Below are 17378 nucleotides of genomic sequence, written 5' to 3'. Positions count from 1 at the left end.
TCAGACTAAGGACCGGCCTGCCCACAGGGAACCAGCGGGGTGCCAAGGTGACAGCACTGTGACGGTTGTCGCCCCGCTGCGGTCGCCGCCGGTGTACGCGGCGCTCAACCGCCGTAGCGGTACGTCGCCGTAGCCTGCTCGTACAACTGCGTCACCTTGTCGCGCTGGGCCTCGGGGCCGCGGACCTGGATGATGTGGTAGCGGCCGTTCAGCAGAATCGCCATGTTGCGCACGAACAGGTCGCGCCCCTGCCCGTCGGTCCAGGTGAACTGCCCCTCGGCCATGGTCCGTTCGCCCACCTCGATGGTCCTCAGCCCGGTGGCCGTGGCCCAGCTGGAGTCCCGGTACGGCTGCAGCTCGCTCTCCTTGTCCCGCTGGTAGGCCATCGGATCGCTGCCGTACGTGGTCGCGCCGTCCCTTCCGGGGACGACGATCAGCTCGAAGTTCCCCTGCGTGTAGAGGATCTCGCCGCTGCCGTTCTTCGGGGTGCGGTCCCAGCCCTTGGCCACGGCGATCTTGAAGCCTTCGGGGTCCGTGCGCAGGGTGAAGCCGTCGGCGACGGACGGGTCACCGCCGGTCTGTGTGTCGGTGGCCGGCCCGGACGCGGAGGGGCCGCCGTCCGCGGACTGCCCGGAGGAGGGCTGCCGGGTGCGGGAGGGCTCCGGGCTCGCCTGCCCCGTACTGCCGGTACGGTCGCCGCCCGCAGCTCCGTCGTGGCCCTGCTTCGGCAGGAACAGCATCGCGTACACGACCGCGCCTGCCAGCAGGAGCAGGATCAGCAGGAGCAGGATCCGGCCGAGGCTGCGCGGCGAACGTGCCTCCTGCCGGGCCCGCTTGTGCCGGCCGTGGGAAGGGGCCTCGGACAGCCCCGCGCGTCGGCGCCGCAGCCGCACCAGCTCGCCGCGGCGCCGGACGATCGGCAACCGGCGCGGGTCGGCGGGCGGGACGGACACTACGCGCGTACCGGCGTCGGGCTCGGGCGCGGAGCGCACCAGTGAGCGCAGCCAGCCGCTCAGCTCCTCGAAGTCCAGGCGCTCGGTGGGGTCCTGGCGCAGCAGCGACTCGACGACCGGCCGCAGCGGACCGCACTCCTCGGCGAAGGCGGGCGGCTCGGCGCACACCAGCTGCACCAGCTCGGCCGTGGACTCCTCCGGGTACGGAGCATGGCCCTGCACGGCCCGGAACAGCAGCGCCCCGAGCGCCCACAGGTCGGTCGCGGGCCCGATCGGCGCCGCCAACTGCCAGTTCTCGTGCACGGGCCCGGCCTGCTCCGGCGCCCACCGCTCGGTCACCGGCCCGACGACGGTCATCCGCACCTGCCGCGCCCGCTCGGCCGCCAACGCGGTCGCAGGCCCGCGCCGGGGGCCGACAAGAGCACCGGCGTCCTCCCAGCCAGAGGCACCGGAAGCGTGCGGGCCCTCCGGGCCACGGCGGCCCTGACGGAGAGGGTCGGCACCGGTCCGGTGGGCGGACCCCGTGCCGTAGGGGGCGGAGCCCTCGCGGTCGGGGGCTGCGCCATAGGACGGCGGGGCGGAACCCTCGCCGCCAGGGGCGGTGCCGTACGGAGACAGGGTGGAGCCTGGGTGGCCGGGGCCGGGGCCCCGGGTGGGGCCGACGGCCGGGGTGGATGTCTGGCCCGGGACCGTCGGGTGTGCAGGGCGCGGGTCGCCCGGGGGCAGGCCGGTGCGCTGGGTGGCGACGGGCAGGGCAGGAGTGGTGCCGGGCAGGGCGGGGGTGGTGCCGCCGGTCGTCGCGGTGCGCGGTGCGGCGCCGGGCCGGACAGGCCCCTGCACGCCGTAGGGGTCGGCCGTCCGCCCGGGCGGCGTCGTGAGTCCCGGCCCGCCGGGGTACGACGACCGCTCCGCTCGCTCGGCCCGGTCGGCACCGGCCTCGTCCTCGGCGGGCGGCCGGGCCCCGGGCAGCGCGGGGCGCCCGGTCTGCCAGGACTCCTGCACCCGGGCGGCGGCTCGCGCGCCCTCACGGTATGCGGCGATGGCTCCGGCGCGGGCGGCACGGACGTCCGCCCCGGTCTCCAGGGCCCGCTGTCCCGCCGGACCGGGGGCACCGGCCCCGCCGGACACCCCGTTCACCCCCGGCGCCTGCAGCCCACCGGCCGCCCGCGCCTGGATCGCGGCCCGCCGCGCGGCCTCGGGATCGACGTCGGCGGAGGAAACGCCGCCGGCTCCGGCGGGGTCACCCCCGCCCGCACCAACCGCTCCGGCCGGCCCGCCGACGGCCTCGCCCGGCCGACCGCCGGCGCCCGGGGCCACCGCCCGCTGCCCGGCGAACGGCGCACCGCCCGAGCCGCCACCCGGACCGGCGCCGGGACCCCCTTCGTCCGGCTCGTCCTGGCCCGGCACCGGGTCGTACCCGGACAACGCCTCCTCGGCGGCGCCGACCGCGAGGCCGGTCAGCATCACGCGGCCGTCCTCGCAGACGAGCACCGTACGGGCGGTGATGTTGCGGTGCACCCAGCCGTGGGCGTGCAGCACCCGGAGCGCCATGATCACGTCGGAGGCGACCTCGGCCGCCCGGTACGGCGACAACGGCTGCTCGGCGAGCAGCGCGGACAGCGGGCGCGCGGCCACCCATTCGCTGACGACCCACAGGGACCCGCCCTCGGCGAACACGTCGAAGACCTGGTCCAGGCGGGGATGGTCGGGGATGCGGGCGGCCGCCTGCGCGGCCTCGACGGCGCGCCGCACGGCCGGGTCGGCGGGCCTGCGGGTGGCGGCCCGGGCATCCGTCGCCCGCCGGGCCCCGCGCTCACGCGCGGTGAACCCCTCGGGTAGCCCCTCCGCGTCGAGCACCTCGGCCTCGACGACCTCCGGCAACGGCACCTGCCGGACGAGCACCTCCTGGCCGCTGTAGGTGTCGAAGGCGCGGGTCTCGGTGAGTTCGTACTCGTCGGACGGCGGCAACGGCAGGCGGTAGCGGTCGGCGAGCACCCGACCCGCGTAGTCGTCCACTTTGCCTCCCCCGGCCGCCCGGTTGGTCACATCCGTTCGCCTCACGACCCGTTTCGCACACTCATACGGCTGCGTACGGTCCGCAACCATTCACGATACGTGCCGGAGGCAACCCGCATTGTGTGGATGCCGGATTGTGACGCCCCAAACCACCTTGTGCCGATTACGACTTGGGCTCGAAGGAGGCCGTCAGCGTCTTCCAGGTGTCCGTGCGCAGCGCGTCGTCCCAGCCCGCGGCCTTCGCGGTGTACATCAGTCCGTAGCCGAGGTGGCCGTTGACCACGAAACCCCGGTCGACGGTGTGGTACTTGGTGCCGCCGTCGACGTAGGTGAACTCCCAGTCCGCCGTGTTCCAGCCCCGGTAGTCCGCCTTCTCTATGCTGATCTTCTGGTACTGGGAGCGCACCATGTAGCGCTCCTGGTTCTTCCAGTCCGCCACCGGGTCGTCCTTGGGCGTGGTCGTCCACGCGACGAGCAGCTTCTGCCCGTCGGGACCGGTGTAGCGGTCGCCCGCGCTGTCGCTGGACTTGTACGACCAGCCCTTGGGCAGCCCGATCGAGTACCCCTGGCCGCCCTTGCGGGTCGAGACCACCGGCGCGCTTCCGGCGCCCTTGGCCCCGGACGAACCGGAGGCGCCTGCGGACGCACTCGCGCTCCCGTCGGTCTTGTTGTCCGACGCCGAACGGTCACCGCCGGACGACGGATTCGCCCCGCTGCCGGCGCTCCGCCCCTGCTTGGTGGACGCACTGGCGCTCGCCGCGCTCTTGGCCCCGCTGCCGTTGTCGTCCTTGCTGCCGTCGCCGTTGAGGGCGAAGGCGAGGACGACGCCGAGCACCGCGAGGACGACCACCACGACGATGATCACCAGCGTGCGCCTGGGCACCACATCGGTCAGCGGCGCCCTCGGCACCGGCCGCGGCGGCAGGTCCAGATCCGGTGGCGGCACCACGGGCCAGCCCGAACTCGACTTGTTCGAGCCGGAGTCGGTCCCGCCTGCGGCACCCGAGGCCGACCCCGCCGACCGTGCGCCGAGCGTGCCACCCGCCCCGCCGGAGGAACCCGGCCTCGACCCACCCGGAGCGGAGGAGCGTGTGCCGGCCGGGGCGGCGGGGGCGGCAGGCCGTGCGCCACCGGTCGCACCGGGGCGCGCACCACCGACGGCGGAACCGCTCGCGCTCGCCGTACCGCTCGGGCTCGCCTTACCGCTCGGGCTCGCCGCACCGCCGCCGGACGGGGCAGCCGTGTCGCCGCCGTTCTTCGTCCGCGTCGCCGCGGAGGCGGCGCCCGCCGCCTTGCGGACCGAACGCAGCGCGCCACGCAGCTTGTCCGCGGCCTCCTCGCTCCGCTTGCTTTCGCCCTGCCCGGGCTGCGGCGGCAGCGGAACCACCCGCGTGGCATCCATCGACTCCGGCTCGGGCGCGTGGATCACCCGGTTGAACACGGCCCGGGCCCCGGCGTCGTCGAGCCGCTTGGCCGGATCCTTGGTCAGCAGACCGTAGATGACGTCCCGGAGCGGGCCCGCATGCTTGGGCTCCTCGAGGGGCTCGGTCATCACCGCGGTGAGCGTGGCGATCGCGGAACCCTTGTCGTAGGGCGGGACGCCCTCCACCGCCGCGTACAGCAGGCCGCCGAGCGACCACAGGTCGGCCGCCGGCCCCGGCTTGTGACCGCGGGCGCGCTCCGGGGAGATGTAGGACGGGGCGCCGACGAGCATGCCGGTGGAGGTGATGGACGGGTCACCCTCGACCTGCGCGATACCGAAGTCGGTGAGCACGACCCGGCCGTCCTCGGCGATGAGCACGTTGGACGGCTTCACGTCCCGGTGCAGGATGCCCTCACGGTGCGCCGAGCGCAGCACGTCGAGAACGGCGAGCCCGACCTCGGCGGCCCGCTTGGGCGTCAGCAGGCCGTCCTCGCGGATGACCTCGGCGAGGGACTTGCCCTCCACCAACTCCATCACGATCCACGGCCGGTCGTCCTCGTCGACCACGTCGAAGACCGTCACCGCGCTGTTGTTGCGGATCCGGGCGATCGCCTTGGCCTCGCGCAGGGTGCGCGTGATCAGGCGCCGCTTCTCGTCCTCGTCGATGTTCGACGGGAACCGCAGTTCCTTGACGGCGACCGTCCGGCCCAGGGTCTCGTCCTCGGCGCGCCAGACCGTGCCCATGCCGCCCCGGCCCAGCACGTCTCCCAGCCGGTACCGCCCGGCGAGGAGACGACGCTCGCTCTTGTCCTGACGAGTCCCCTGGCGAGATGTTCCCGCCCGCTCCGCCTCCGACATGCGTCCCCTCATACAACCCGCCCTGACAGAGCCTCCATTGTCTCTCACCCGACAAGTGGCCGACGCCCAGGGTGCCCGTGTCCCCCGCCCGGCCGTCACACACCCGGAGCCTTGCTGAAGCGAGTGTTCCGCTTACCGGGATGATGGGTCGCAAGAGGGGAGGAACCGGGATGCCGACGCTTGGGACAGTCCTGTCCATACCGGCGCCCCTGGAGCTGCCGCACGCCCTGCTCACCCGCACCGGCAGGCCGGCCGTACCGAAACCACCCACGACAGCGTGCCCCTGACTTCGCTTCAGGCCGTCCGCATCACTCTCACCCTTCCCTCCGGCCCGTCCGGGCCACTGCTCCCGCTCCAGCACCAGCGCGTCCTGCTCGACATGGTCACCCGCCGAATGACCGGCCACTCCCCTGCCACGGAAGCGATCGCAGACCCCGACACGAACCGGCCCTGCTCACCGCCGGGTTCTGCCCTCGCACCCGGTAGAACGACCGGGGTTCGGACAGAGATCCCGACGTCGGTCACTCGTTCGAGTGAACGTCGGCCGACATGCCGCGGGTTCCGCACGGCGGAAGCGGAGAGCGGAGAACGGAGAGCAGAGAGCAGAGAGCAGAGAGTCCTACAGCGGCACGATGTCCGGCGCTCCCAGCCGGGCCGCGTCCGCCGTCAGGTCGTCGGGCTGCAGCTGGGACTCGCGCTCGGCCTCCACCCGCTTCTCGTAGTGCTCGACCTCGCGCTCGATCTGGTCCTTGTCCCAGCCGAGGACCGGCGCCATCAACTCGGCCGCCGCACGGGCGCTGCGCGCGCCCCGGTCGAAGGTCTCGATGGAGATGCGGGTGCGGCGGGTCAGCACGTCGTCGAGGTGCCGGGCGCCCTCGTGCGAGGCGGCGTACACCACTTCGGCGCGCAGATAGTCGTCGGCAGCCGCCAGGGGCTCACCCAGGGAGGGGTCGGCGGTGATCAGCTCCAGGACCTCCTCGGCCATGGAGCCGTATCGGTTCAGCAGGTGCTCGACACGGGCCACGTGCAGTCCGGTGCGGGCGGCGATCCGCGCTCGCGCGTTCCACAGCGCCTGGTAGCCCTCCGCGCCCAGCAGCGGGGTCTCCTCGGTCACACAGTCGGCGACGCGCATGTCCAGGCCGTGCACCGCCTCGTCGACGGCGTCCTTGGCCATCACCCGGTAGGTGGTGTACTTGCCGCCCGCGACGACCACGAGCCCCGGCGCCGGGTGGGCGACCGTGTGCTCACGGGACAGCTTGCTGGTGGCGTCGGACTCCCCGGCGAGCAGCGGGCGCAGACCGGCGTACACACCCTGTACGTCGTCACGGCTGAGCGGCACGGCCAGCACCGAATTGACGTGTTCCAGCAGGTAGTCGATGTCGGCGCTGGACGCGGCCGGGTGGGCCTTGTCGAGGTCCCAGTCGGTGTCGGTGGTACCGATGATCCAGTGTCGGCCCCAGGGGATGACGAAGAGGACGGACTTCTCGGTACGCAGGATCAGGCCGGAGGTGGAGTGGATACGGTCCTTGGGCACGACCAGGTGGATGCCCTTGGAGGCGCGGACGTGGAACTGGCCGCGCTCGCCCACCATCGCCTGTGTGTCGTCGGTCCACACGCCGGTCGCGTTGACGACCTGTTTGGCGCGGATCTCGTACTCCCCGCCGCCCTCCACGTCCTGCACGCGCGCGCCGACCACCCGGTCGCCCTCACGCAGGAACCCGGTCACACGCGCGCGGTTGGCCACCTTCGCGCCGTAGGACGCAGCGGTGCGCACCAAGGTGGCCACGAAGCGGGCGTCGTCCATCTGGGCGTCGTAGTACTGCAGGGCGCCGACCAGGGCGTCCTTCTTCAGACAGGGGGCGACGCGCAGGGCGTGACGACGGGTCAGGTGACGATGCAGGGGCAGGCCCCGGCCGTGTCCGCGGGCCATGGACATCGCGTCGTAAAGGGCCACCCCCGAACCGGCGTAGAGCCGCTCCCAGCCCTTGTGCTGGAGCGGGTAGAGGAACGGCACCGGCTTGACCAGGTGTGGGGCGAGCCGCTCCAGGAGCAGACCGCGCTCCTTCAGGGCCTCGCGGACGAGCGCGAAGTCGAGCATCTCCAGATAGCGCAGCCCGCCGTGGATGAGTTTGCTGGACCGACTGGAAGTGCCGGACGCCCAGTCCCGGGCCTCGACCAGTCCGGTGGACAGGCCGCGCGTCACGGCGTCCAGCGCCGTGCCCGCACCGACGACTCCGCCGCCGACCACCAGCACGTCCAGTTCCCGCTCCGCCATCGCCGCCAGTGCCTCGGCGCGCTGCTCCGGCCCCAGAGTCGCTGTCCTCACCGCTGCCTCCCGCTGTGCACACTCGCTCGCGTCGGCCGCACCCGGTGGGCGAAGCCCGGTTCATCCCCTCCTCATGCCCAAATTCTGACCGGCTTGCCCGGCTTCAGCCACCACGGGCTCCCAACCTGTGGACAACTCACGCACAAGCCTTGGAAGACACACGAACACAATCACACATAACGGTCATATTTGTACCTAGCCTGACACTGCGCACGCTCATGCTTTCCACAGCGGTTGCGCACCTGTCCCGCTTCGGCCACTGGGAAGGACGGCCCACGCCATGCCCGCAGACCTCGCTGTCATCGGACTCGGCCCGTACGGATTGCCGCTCGCCCAGGCCGCAGTCGCCGCGGGCATCCACACCATCGGCTACGCGACCGGTCCCGAGGCGGGCTCCCTCAGCCCCGCCGAGCTGCGCCGGATGCACTCCGCGGGCTTCCGGCCCGGCACCGACCCCGCCCTGCTCGGCCGGGTGCGCACCGCCGTGATCTGTGCGCCGACCCCGCGCGGCGCCGACGGCGGTCTCGACCTCGGCCAGGTGGAGGCCGCCGCCCGCACCCTGGCCGAGCGGCTGCGCCCGCACACCACGGTCATCCTGGAGTCACCCGTACTGCCCGGCACGACCGAGGAGTTCCTGCGCCCGCTGCTGGAGGAGGGCTCGGGGCTGCGCGCCGGCCGCGACTTCCATCTCGCCTACTCGCCCAGCCGGGTCGACCCCGGCAACCGCGACCACACCCCCGCCAACACCCCCAAGGTCATCGGCGGCCTCACCTCGGCCTGTACCGAGTCGGCCGCCGCGTTCTACGGGCGGCTCACCGACAAGGTGGTACGCGCGCGTGGGCTGCGCGAGGCGGAGACCGTGCAGCTGCTGGAGACCAACTTCCGGCACGTCAACATCGCGCTCGTCAACGAAATGGCCGTCCTGTGCCATGAGCTGGGCGTCGATCTGTGGGACGTCATCCGGTGCGCGGAGACCAAACCGTTCGGATTCGAGGTGTTCCGCCCCGGACCCGGCGTCGGCGGGCACGGCGTCCCACAGGACCTGACCGGCCACGCCACCCGCACCCTGCGGATGGTGGAGCTGGCCCAGCAGGTCAACCACCGCATGCCCCGCTACGTCGTCCAGCGCGCCGCCACCCTCCTCAACGAGCACGGCAAGTCCGCCCGGGGTGCGCGCGTGCTGCTGCTCGGCGTCACCTACAAGGCCGACCTCGCCGACCTGCAGGGCACTCCGGCCCAGGAGATCGCGATCCGGCTCATGGAGATGGGCGCCTCGGTGAGCTACCACGACCCGCACGTGCCCGCGTGGAGCGTGCTGGACCGACCGGTCCCGCGCGCGGACTCGCTCTACGAGGCGGCCACCGACGCGGACCTGACGATCCTGCTCCAGCAGCACCGGACGTACGACCTGCAGGGCCTGTCGGTCAAGGCCCAGTTGCTGCTGGACACCCGTGGAGCGACCCCGACGGGGGCGGCGCACCGGCTCTGAGCACGTCACGAACGATCACGATAAAAAAACGGCCGAGAGCATTGCCGTCGCCTGCTGTTAGTCTCCCCCGGACTCGTCGCACAGATGTGCGCGTACGTCTCCGTTTCGCCATCCAGTTGTGCACAGCACGGGGGGATTCCTGTCATGAGCCAGTCAGCTCCGCCACCACAGCCGCAGCCCGGCCAGGCCGACGGCGCCGCGTACGCCCAGCAGGCGCCGGCCGCTGTGCCGTACCCGCCGCAGCAGGGCGCCTACGCCGCTCAGCCGGGCGCCTTCGCCCCGGCGCCGGCGCCGGGCAGGAACAACCTCGTCCTCGGCGTGGTCGCCGCGGTCGTCGCCGCCGTGGCCGCCGCCGCGCTCTACGGCGTCGTCATCGGCGCCACCAAGCACGAGATCGGCTACGCGGCCGTCGGTGTCGGCTTCGTCATCGGCCTCGCGGCCGGCAAGGCGGGCGGCCGCAACCCCGTCCTGCCGATCGCGAGCGTCGTCCTCGCGCTCGCCTCGGTGTACTTCGGCCAGCTCGTCGGCGAGGCCATGATCGGCGCCAAGGCGCTGAACGTCGGCTTCAACGAGGTGTTCTTCCAGCACTTCGACGTCGTGCAGAAGGCGTGGAAGCAGGACGCGGACCCGCTGACCTTCCTCTTCTTCGCCATCGCCGCGTTCGCCGCGTTCTCCGGCGCCAAGAAGGCCGCCGCGTAGGGCACGCCGGCCACGGCACCCGCGCCATGGGACACCGGCCGTGCAAAGGGCCCGCCCACCTCATGGCAGTTTCTAGGGGTCGTCGCAACACGTGGTCGTGTTGATCAGGCCGTGAGCAGTTTATGCAGGCGCTCGGCTGGGGTTTCCCAGCCGAGCGTTTTGCGTGGGCGGCCGTTGAGTTCGGCCGCTACGGCCTCCAGGTGTTCGCGAGTGTGGACCGAGAGGTCGGTGCCCTTGGGGAAGTACTGCCGCAGCAGGCCGTTGGTGTTCTCGTTCGAGCCGCGCTGCCAGGGACTGGCCGGGTCGCAGAAGTAGACCGGGACGTCGGTGGCGATGCTGAAGCTCTTGTGGGTGGCCATCTCGGCGCCCTGGTCCCAGGTGAGTGAGCGGACCAGGTGTCCGGGCAGCGTCCGGACGGTGTCCACCAGGGCGTCCCGGACGTGTTCGGCGCTGCGGCCGTCGGGCAGGTGCAAGAGCATCACGTAGCGGGTGGCGCGTTCGACGAGGGTGCCGATGGCCGAGGCTCCGTCCTTACCGATGATCAGGTCGCCTTCCCAGTGGCCGGGCACTGCCCGGTCTTCGGCCTCGGCGGGACGTTCGCTGATCATGACCATGGGGTCCCGGAAGCGGGGCTGCCGGCTGCGGGTCTGCCGCTGGGGCTTGCGGCGGGTGCGCCCCGAGCGCAGTGCGCGGGCCAGCTCACGGCGCAGTTCCCCACGGCCCTGGACGTAGAGAGCCTGGTAGACCGTCTCGTGGACCACATGCATCTCCGGCCGGTCGGGAAACTGTGACTTCAGAGCGTGGCATATCTGTTCCGGGCTCCACCGGCGGTCAAGGCCGGCCTGGACGAAGTCTCGCAGCTCAGGGATCCGGTGGATTTTCCGCGGCTTGGAGCGGGGACGGCGGCTGTCCGCGCGAGCCTGAGCGGCGTAGGGCCGGTAGCGCCACTGACCGGTGGTGCCCGTGGTGCGGTTGCGGCGGATCTCGCGGCTGATGGTGGACGGGCTGCGGCCCAGTTCGGCGGCGATGGCCCTGACCGGTGCTTTCTCCCGTATCCGGTCGGCTATGTAGATCCGCTCGTCCTGACTCAGGCACCGCGTCGAAGAAGCGGAGAACGGCACCACCGGACGAACCGGTGGTGCCGCCTTGTTCCGGCCGGACGGTCTACGTCCGTTGCGCCAGCGCCTGCCGGTCTTCGAGTTCACCCCGACGATCCGGCACGCGTCCTCGTTGCTCACACCCTGCTGCATGAGCTGGAAGTATGCAGCTCGCTCAGCAGAGAGCTTCTTGCGGCCCTGAGGGCTCCGCACCTTCCGAATCTCGAAGTCCATCGCATCCCCTGAACTGGGGTGTTGCGACGACCACTAGAACGGAAGCATCGGTGGGCGGGCCCTTGCGCGACGCAGGGGTCAGCGGCGGTGCTGGCTGTCCGCGACCGTCACCTCGACCCGCTGGAACTCCTTCAGCTCGCTGTAGCCGGTCGTGGCCATGGCGCGGCGCAGGGCACCGAAGAAGTTCATCGAGCCGTCGGGGGTGTGGGACGGGCCGGTGAGGATCTCCTCGATCGTGCCGACCGTGCCGAGGTCGACCTTCTTGCCACGGGGCAGCTCCTCGTTGACCGCCTCCATGCCCCAGTGGTGGCCCTTGCCGGGGGCGTCCGTGCCGCGGGCCAGCGGGGAGCCCATCATCACGGCGTCGGCGCCGCAGGCGATCGCCTTGGGCAGGTCGCCGGACCAGCCGACGCCACCGTCCGCGATCACGTGGACGTACCGGCCGCCGGACTCGTCCATGTAGTCACGGCGGGCCGCGGCCACGTCGGCGACGGCCGTGGCCATCGGCACCTGGATGCCCAGCACGTTGCGCGTGGTGTGCGCGGCGCCACCGCCGAAGCCGACCAGGACACCGGCCGCACCGGTACGCATCAGGTGCAGGGCCGCGGTGTACGTGGCACAGCCGCCGACGATCACCGGGACGTCCAGCTCGTAGATGAACTGCTTCAGGTTCAGCGGCTCGTGCGAGGACGACACGTGCTCCGCCGAGACCGTCGTACCGCGGATGACGAAGATGTCCACGCCCGCGTCCACGACCGCCTTGGAGAACTGGGCGGTGCGCTGCGGGGAGAGCGCCGCCGCCGTGACCACGCCGGAGTCGCGCACCTCCTTGATGCGGGCCCCGATCAGCTCTTCCTTGATCGGCGCCGCGTAGATCTCCTGCAGGCGGCGGGTCGCCCGCTCGGACGGCAGCTCGGCGATCTCCTCCAGCAGCGGCTGCGGGTCCTCGTGCCGCGTCCACAGGCCCTCGAGGTTGAGGACACCCAGGCCGCCCAGCTCACCGATGCGGATCGCGGTGGCCGGGGAGACGACCGAGTCCATGGGGGCGGCCAGGAAGGGCAGCTCGAAGCGGTAGGCGTCGATCTGCCAGGCGATCGAGACCTCCTTCGGGTCCCGCGTACGGCGGCTGGGGACGACGGCGATGTCGTCGAAGGCGTACGCCCTGCGGCCCCGCTTGCCGCGCCCGATCTCGATCTCAGTCACGTCTTGGCCTTTCCCTGATGCGTTTCAGCGTCTCCCAGTATCGCCGACGGGCACGACAACGGCGGCCCCGGATGCTCCGGGGCCGCCGTGGCGTGGCCGTCACGCGCGCGTGGAGCGGCGCGCGTGCTACCTGAGAGCTACCTCTTGCTGCTGTAGTTCGGCGCCTCGACCGTCATCTGAATGTCGTGCGGGTGGCTCTCCTTCAGGCCCGCCGAGGTGATCCGTACGAACCGGCCGTTGGCCTGCAGCTCGGGGACCGTCCTGCCGCCGACGTAGAACATCGACTGGCGCAGGCCGCCGACCAGCTGGTGGACGACCGAGGCCAGCGGGCCGCGGTAGGGCACCTGGCCCTCGATGCCCTCGGGGATCAGCTGCTCGTCGGAGGCGACACCCTCCTGGAAGTAGCGGTCCTTGGAGAAGGACTTGCGCTCGCCACGGGTCTGCATGGCACCGAGGGAACCCATGCCGCGGTACGACTTGAACTGCTTGCCGTTGATGAACAGCAGCTCGCCCGGGGACTCCTCGCAGCCCGCGAGCAGCGAGCCGAGCATCACCGTGTCGGCGCCCGCGACCAGGGCCTTGGCGATGTCGCCGGAGTACTGCAGACCGCCGTCGCCGATGACCGGGACACCGGCCTCCTTGGCGGCGAGCGCGGCCTCGTAGATCGCAGTGACCTGAGGGACGCCGACGCCGGCGACCACGCGCGTGGTGCAGATCGAGCCGGGGCCGACACCGACCTTGATGCCGTCGGCACCCGCGTCCACCAGGGCCTTGGCGCCGTCGCGGGTGGCGACGTTGCCGCCGATGACGTCGACGCCGGAGGAGTTCGACTTGATCTTGGCGATCATGTCGCCGACCAGGCGGGAGTGGCCGTGCGCGGTGTCCACGACGATGAAGTCGACACCGGCCTCGATCAGGGCCTGGGCGCGCTCGAAGGAGTCACCGGCCACGCCGACCGCGGCGCCGACCAGGAGACGGCCCTCGGCGTCCTTGGCGGCGTTCGGGTACTGCTCGGCCTTGACGAAGTCCTTGACGGTGATCAGGCCCTTGAGGACGCCCTCGTCGTCGACCAGCGGCAGCTTCTCGATCTTGTGCTTGCGCAGCAGCTCCATGGCCTCGGCGCCCGAGGTGCCGACCTTGGCGGTGACCAGCGGCATCGGGGTCATGACCTCGTGCACACGGCGGCTGCGGTCGCTCTCGAAGGCCATGTCGCGGTTGGTCACGATGCCGAGGAGCTTCTTGTCCCCGTCGGTCACCGGGACGCCGCTGATGCGGAACTTGGCGCACAGCGCGTCGGCCTCGGCGAGCGTGGCCTCCGGGTGGATGGTGATGGGGTCCGTGACCATGCCGGACTCGGAGCGCTTCACCAGGTCGACCTGGTTGGCCTGGTCCTCGATGGAGAGGTTGCGGTGCAGCACGCCGACGCCGCCCTGGCGGGCCATCGCGATCGCCATGCGGGACTCGGTCACCTTGTCCATGGCGGCGGACAGCAGCGGGATGTTGACCCGCACGTTCTTGGAGACGTACGAGGCGGTGTCGATCTCGTCGGGTGCCATGTCCGACGGGCCCGGCAACAGCAGCACGTCGTCGTAGGTCAGCCCGAGTGTCGCGAATTTACCGGGCACTCCGTCGACGTTGGCAGTCATGACACCTTCCCCAAATGGCCTTGATCGGTGCGGATGTCCATGCTAACGGGAAGCGTTGCTAGCAAATTCCACGGTCGCGCGTGACTTCAGGCTTCGTATGTTCGTACGGAAATGGAAGCAGGCCTGTTCAAGGCAGGACGACAGGGGCCTGGGCCAAGGGGGTTACTGCTCGGCGAGCGCGCGCAACCGGCTCAGCGCCCGGTGCTGGGCGACCCGGACGGCGCCGGGTGACATTCCCAACATCTGCCCCGTCTCCTCCGCGGTCAAGCCCACGGCGATACGCAGCAGGAGCAGTTCGCGCTGGTTCTCGGGGAGGTTGGCCAGCAGCTTCTTGGCCCAGGCGGCATCGCTGCTGAGCAGGGCGCGCTCCTCGGGACCGAGGGAGTCGTCGGGGCGCTCGGGCATCTCGTCCGAGGGGACCGCCGTGGAGCCCGGGTGGCGCATCGCCGCCCGCTGGAGGTCGGCGACCTTGTGCGAGGCGATGGCGAAGACGAAGGCCTCGAAGGGGCGGCCGGTGTCGCGATAGCGGGGCAGCGCGAGGAGCACCGCCACACAGACCTCCTGGGCGAGGTCCTCGACGAAGTGGCGCGCGTCGCCCGGGAGCCGGGACAGCCGCGTGCGGCAGTAGCGCAGCGCGAGCGGGTGGACATGGGCGAGCAGATCGTGCGTGGCCTGCTCGTCCCCGTCGACGGCACGATGCACGAGCGCACCGATCGCCCCGTGGGCCGTGCCCGCATCGTCCTCGCGCATCGGTCCATGGTGCCTTGCGGCCGTCCGGTCCGTCGCATCGTGTTCGTGGTTGTGCACCGAAGCGTTATGAGCAGGTGCGCCGGCACTCATCTCCTGCGCCCTCCCCTTCCGCTCGACCGACTCGTCCCCGAGAGACTCCACATCTCAAGGATGCGGCATCCGCGCCGAAACGAGCAGCGCGCGTCCGGCGGGCCGCCTTGCACACCACCCGCCGAGGCGTCCGACGAGGTCATCCCGCCCCGGTGCGCACGGACCCGGCACCTGCACGCCGACCCGTGCCGGGCGGCGCCGGCCGCGGATGTTCCTCGCCGGCCCGGCGAAACCCGGCGGACCCGGGTCCTGCCGTACGGCAGTTCCGTCCCGCCCGGGCGCGTCACGGCGCTCCCGCGCGGCACGCGATCCCGGTCCCGCGCGCGGGAGCGCATCCTGTCGGCGCTCCGGTGGATCCGGCCTCAGGTGTGACCGGGTCCACCCCGCGCGAACGCGTCACCACCGCTTCCCCGGGCGACCGGAACACCGGTCCCCGGATCTCACCGAGACACCGGCGACGCCGCTCCTGCACACGCCCGCCCGACCACACGGACGGGCGGACCATGGCGCCGCGCCCCCACGGCCGAGGGCGCCGACGCATCCACGCCCGTACGTCCCGCCGGAGCACACCGCCACGGCCTCGGCACCCAGGGCACCGCCGAGGGACCCGCATCGCCACAAGCCACCGCCCAAACACGCCGCCACGGCCCGGGGCCGGAAGGCACCGCCCAGGGCCACAACTCCCCGCGAGCCGCCGCAGCACACCGCGACGGCCGGAACCGCGGTGCCGAAGACGTCCCCGCGGGACACACGCCACCGCCGACTGCCCGAACCGGGTGCCGGACCCTTGGTGCCAACGGCGCCGCCAACGGACACGCGCCTCCACGATCCACCCCGGTGCGCCGCCACGGCGTCCAGTGCCGGGCCACCGTCGACGGACACCCGCCACCACGAACACCCTGGGCGATGAAGGCGCCCCCGCAGGGCACGTGCTTCCGCACGACGTGCGAGCGCGCCCTCACGACCGCGGTGCCGACGGTGGCGGCACAGGACACCCGCCGGCACAGACCGTCGGCCTGTCCCGAGGGCTCTCCGGGTGACGAGCGCGGCGTCGAGGGGTCGTCGCGTTCGAGAGCGCCGGTGGACCCGACGGCACAGGTGCCGGGCCGGAGCCCGGGCCGTGAGCGGTGCCGGTGTCGGCGGCTGTCGGCCAGGGCGGCGGATGCGTCGTGGTGATCGGGTGTGGTGTCCGGTGGCGGCCGGGCCCGCCTGCCCCGCAGGGCCGGACACTGGCTACCGGACCAGTCCCCAGCGGAAGCCGAGCGCCACCGCGTGGGCCCGGTCCGAGGCGCCGAGCTTCTTGAACAGGCGGCGCGCGTGCGTCTTGACCGTGTCCTCGGAGAGGAACAGCTCACGGCCGATCTCCGCGTTGGAGCGGCCGTGGCTCATGCCCTCCAGGACCTGGATCTCACGCGCGGTGAGGGTGGGCGCGGCGCCCATCTCGGCCGAACGGAGCCGGCGCGGGGCCAGCCGCCAGGTCGGGTCGGCCAGCGCCTGCGTCACCGTGGCCCGCAGCTCCGCGCGCGAGGCGTCCTTGTGCAGGTAGCCCCGGGCGCCGGCGGCGACCGCGAGGGCCACGCCGTCGAGGTCCTCGGCGACGGTGAGCATGATGATGCGCGCGCCCGGGTCGGCGGACAGCAGCCGGCGCACGGTTTCCACCCCGCCCAGGCCGGGCATGCGCACATCCATCAGGATGAGGTCGGAGCGGTCGGCGCCCCAGCGGCGGAGCACTTCCTCGCCGTTGGCCGCCGTCGTCACACGCTCGACACCGGGCACGGTCGCGACCGCGCGGCGCAGGGCTTCTCGGGCAAGCGGGGAGTCGTCGCAGACGAGGACGGATGTCATGACCGCCCTCCGCAGCTGATGCGCGTCACCTTGAGCCTCCAGGCTGGTACGGAAATCGTCACCTGTGCGGTCGACCGCCTCGGACGCCTGCCCGAGCGCTGGTGTTCTCAACCGCCTCCGCACTCTCAACGACGGTCACTCGAAAGAGTTACGGGGCTGCATGCCGTCATCGGCACTCTACGTGAGGGTCTCGACACGGTGCAGACACGGCCAACAGACTCTCAACTTTTCATCACAACCCGTGCCCCATTTGGCCGCTTTTCTTCCCGTTTCGGGATGTCCGAGGCTAGATTCGCAATGAGTCATATTTTCATCTCCTTAGACCGGAGATGTACGGTCGTTGGCACCGTATCCGCCCAGAACGGCGACAAGGGGTCACGTAATGGCAGATTTCTCCCGCCTTCCCGGACCGAACGCGGACCTGTGGGACTGGCAGCTCCTCGCTGCCTGCCGCGGGGTGGACAGCTCGCTCTTCTTTCACCCGGAGGGCGAGCGCGGGGCGGCTCGGAGCGCTCGCGAGAACTCGGCCAAGGAGGTCTGCATGAGGTGCCCCGTCCGTGCGGAGTGCGCGGCGCACGCGCTGGCCGTGCGCGAGCCGTACGGCGTGTGGGGCGGCCTGACCGAGGACGAGCGCGAAGAGTTGATGGGACGGGCTCGTAACCGCCTGGTGTCGGCGTCGACCACCAGCGGGGACACCGCCTCGAGCCACTGAAGGAACGTTTCTTCAATCACGCCTCGACGGGCACGCG

11 protein-coding genes are annotated in these 17378 nt (G+C 71.8%); 3 read left to right on the top strand and 8 right to left on the bottom strand.

Features of this window, described 5'->3' with window-relative positions:
• Nucleotides 1-104 precede the first annotated feature (104 nt).
• The 3 genes from GQF42_RS26455 to GQF42_RS26445 form a co-directional block, all read right to left on the bottom strand.
• Nucleotides 105-2969 carry a protein kinase gene (locus GQF42_RS26455; protein WP_158923859.1) on the bottom strand — a complete coding sequence of 955 codons (2865 nt, stop codon included), beginning with the start codon at nt 2967-2969 and terminating at the stop codon, nt 105-107.
• A 163-nt stretch (nt 2970-3132) separates the two neighbouring features.
• Nucleotides 3133-5250 (bottom strand): serine/threonine-protein kinase, encoded by a 2118-nt coding sequence (locus GQF42_RS26450; RefSeq protein WP_199272803.1) that lies wholly within the window; start codon nt 5248-5250, stop codon nt 3133-3135.
• A gap of 619 nt (nt 5251-5869) precedes the next feature.
• Nucleotides 5870-7576, bottom strand: coding sequence for a glycerol-3-phosphate dehydrogenase/oxidase (locus GQF42_RS26445; RefSeq protein WP_158923856.1), 1707 nt, complete (start codon nt 7574-7576; stop codon nt 5870-5872).
• Between the two features lie 280 nt (nt 7577-7856).
• Here GQF42_RS26445 and GQF42_RS26440 point away from each other — a divergent pair, with 280 nt between their 5' ends.
• Both GQF42_RS26440 and GQF42_RS26435 read left to right on the top strand, forming a co-directional pair.
• The gene (locus GQF42_RS26440) at nt 7857-9065 is read left to right on the top strand and encodes a nucleotide sugar dehydrogenase (protein ID WP_158923854.1); all 1209 of its coding nucleotides are present in this window, start codon (nt 7857-7859) and stop codon (nt 9063-9065) included.
• Between the two features lie 144 nt (nt 9066-9209).
• Nucleotides 9210-9764, top strand: coding sequence for a hypothetical protein (locus GQF42_RS26435; protein WP_158923852.1), 555 nt, complete (start codon nt 9210-9212; stop codon nt 9762-9764).
• A gap of 104 nt (nt 9765-9868) precedes the next feature.
• Here GQF42_RS26435 and GQF42_RS26430 read toward each other — a convergent pair whose 3' ends face one another.
• The 5 genes from GQF42_RS26430 to GQF42_RS26410 form a co-directional block, all read right to left on the bottom strand.
• Entirely contained in the window at nt 9869-11095 is a 1227-nt protein-coding gene (locus tag GQF42_RS26430; protein WP_158923850.1) for an IS30 family transposase, read from the bottom strand.
• Nucleotides 11096-11173: 78 nt separating this feature from the next.
• Nucleotides 11174-12298 carry a GuaB3 family IMP dehydrogenase-related protein gene (locus GQF42_RS26425; protein WP_158923848.1) on the bottom strand — a complete coding sequence of 375 codons (1125 nt, stop codon included), beginning with the start codon at nt 12296-12298 and terminating at the stop codon, nt 11174-11176.
• 137 nt (nt 12299-12435) lie between these two features.
• The gene (gene guaB / locus GQF42_RS26420; protein WP_158923846.1) at nt 12436-13944 is read right to left on the bottom strand and encodes an IMP dehydrogenase; all 1509 of its coding nucleotides are present in this window, start codon (nt 13942-13944) and stop codon (nt 12436-12438) included.
• Nucleotides 13945-14106: 162 nt separating this feature from the next.
• The gene (locus tag GQF42_RS26415) at nt 14107-14694 is read right to left on the bottom strand and encodes a sigma-70 family RNA polymerase sigma factor (RefSeq protein WP_067050939.1); all 588 of its coding nucleotides are present in this window, start codon (nt 14692-14694) and stop codon (nt 14107-14109) included.
• A 1323-nt stretch (nt 14695-16017) separates the two neighbouring features.
• Entirely contained in the window at nt 16018-16629 is a 612-nt protein-coding gene (locus tag GQF42_RS26410) for a response regulator transcription factor (protein ID WP_003948568.1), read from the bottom strand.
• Between the two features lie 382 nt (nt 16630-17011).
• Here GQF42_RS26410 and GQF42_RS26405 point away from each other — a divergent pair, with 382 nt between their 5' ends.
• Complete coding sequence (locus GQF42_RS26405; protein WP_067050942.1) at nt 17012-17341, top strand: WhiB family transcriptional regulator; 330 nt, start codon at nt 17012-17014, stop codon at nt 17339-17341.
• The last annotated feature ends 37 nt before the right edge of the window (nt 17342-17378 follow it).

The sequence above is a fragment of the Streptomyces broussonetiae genome (genome assembly GCF_009796285.1).
Lineage (GTDB): Bacteria > Actinomycetota > Actinomycetes > Streptomycetales > Streptomycetaceae > Streptomyces > Streptomyces broussonetiae.
Note: the sequence above shows the minus strand (reverse complement) of the source record. Positions and strands in the feature narration are given on the sequence as shown.

Coding starts and splice junctions, on each gene's coding strand:
- GQF42_RS26450 (WP_199272803.1), bottom strand. CDS start 5,250: ATGTCGGAGGCGGAGCGGGCGGGAACATCTCGCCAGGGGACTCGTCAG.
- GQF42_RS26440 (WP_158923854.1), top strand. CDS start 7,857: ATGCCCGCAGACCTCGCTGTCATCGGACTCGGCCCGTACGGATTGCCG.
- GQF42_RS26435 (WP_158923852.1), top strand. CDS start 9,210: ATGAGCCAGTCAGCTCCGCCACCACAGCCGCAGCCCGGCCAGGCCGAC.
- GQF42_RS26430 (WP_158923850.1), bottom strand. CDS start 11,095: ATGGACTTCGAGATTCGGAAGGTGCGGAGCCCTCAGGGCCGCAAGAAG.
- guaB (WP_158923846.1), bottom strand. CDS start 13,944: ATGACTGCCAACGTCGACGGAGTGCCCGGTAAATTCGCGACACTCGGG.
- GQF42_RS26415 (WP_067050939.1), bottom strand. CDS start 14,694: ATGCGCGAGGACGATGCGGGCACGGCCCACGGGGCGATCGGTGCGCTC.
- GQF42_RS26410 (WP_003948568.1), bottom strand. CDS start 16,629: ATGACATCCGTCCTCGTCTGCGACGACTCCCCGCTTGCCCGAGAAGCC.
- GQF42_RS26405 (WP_067050942.1), top strand. CDS start 17,012: ATGGCAGATTTCTCCCGCCTTCCCGGACCGAACGCGGACCTGTGGGAC.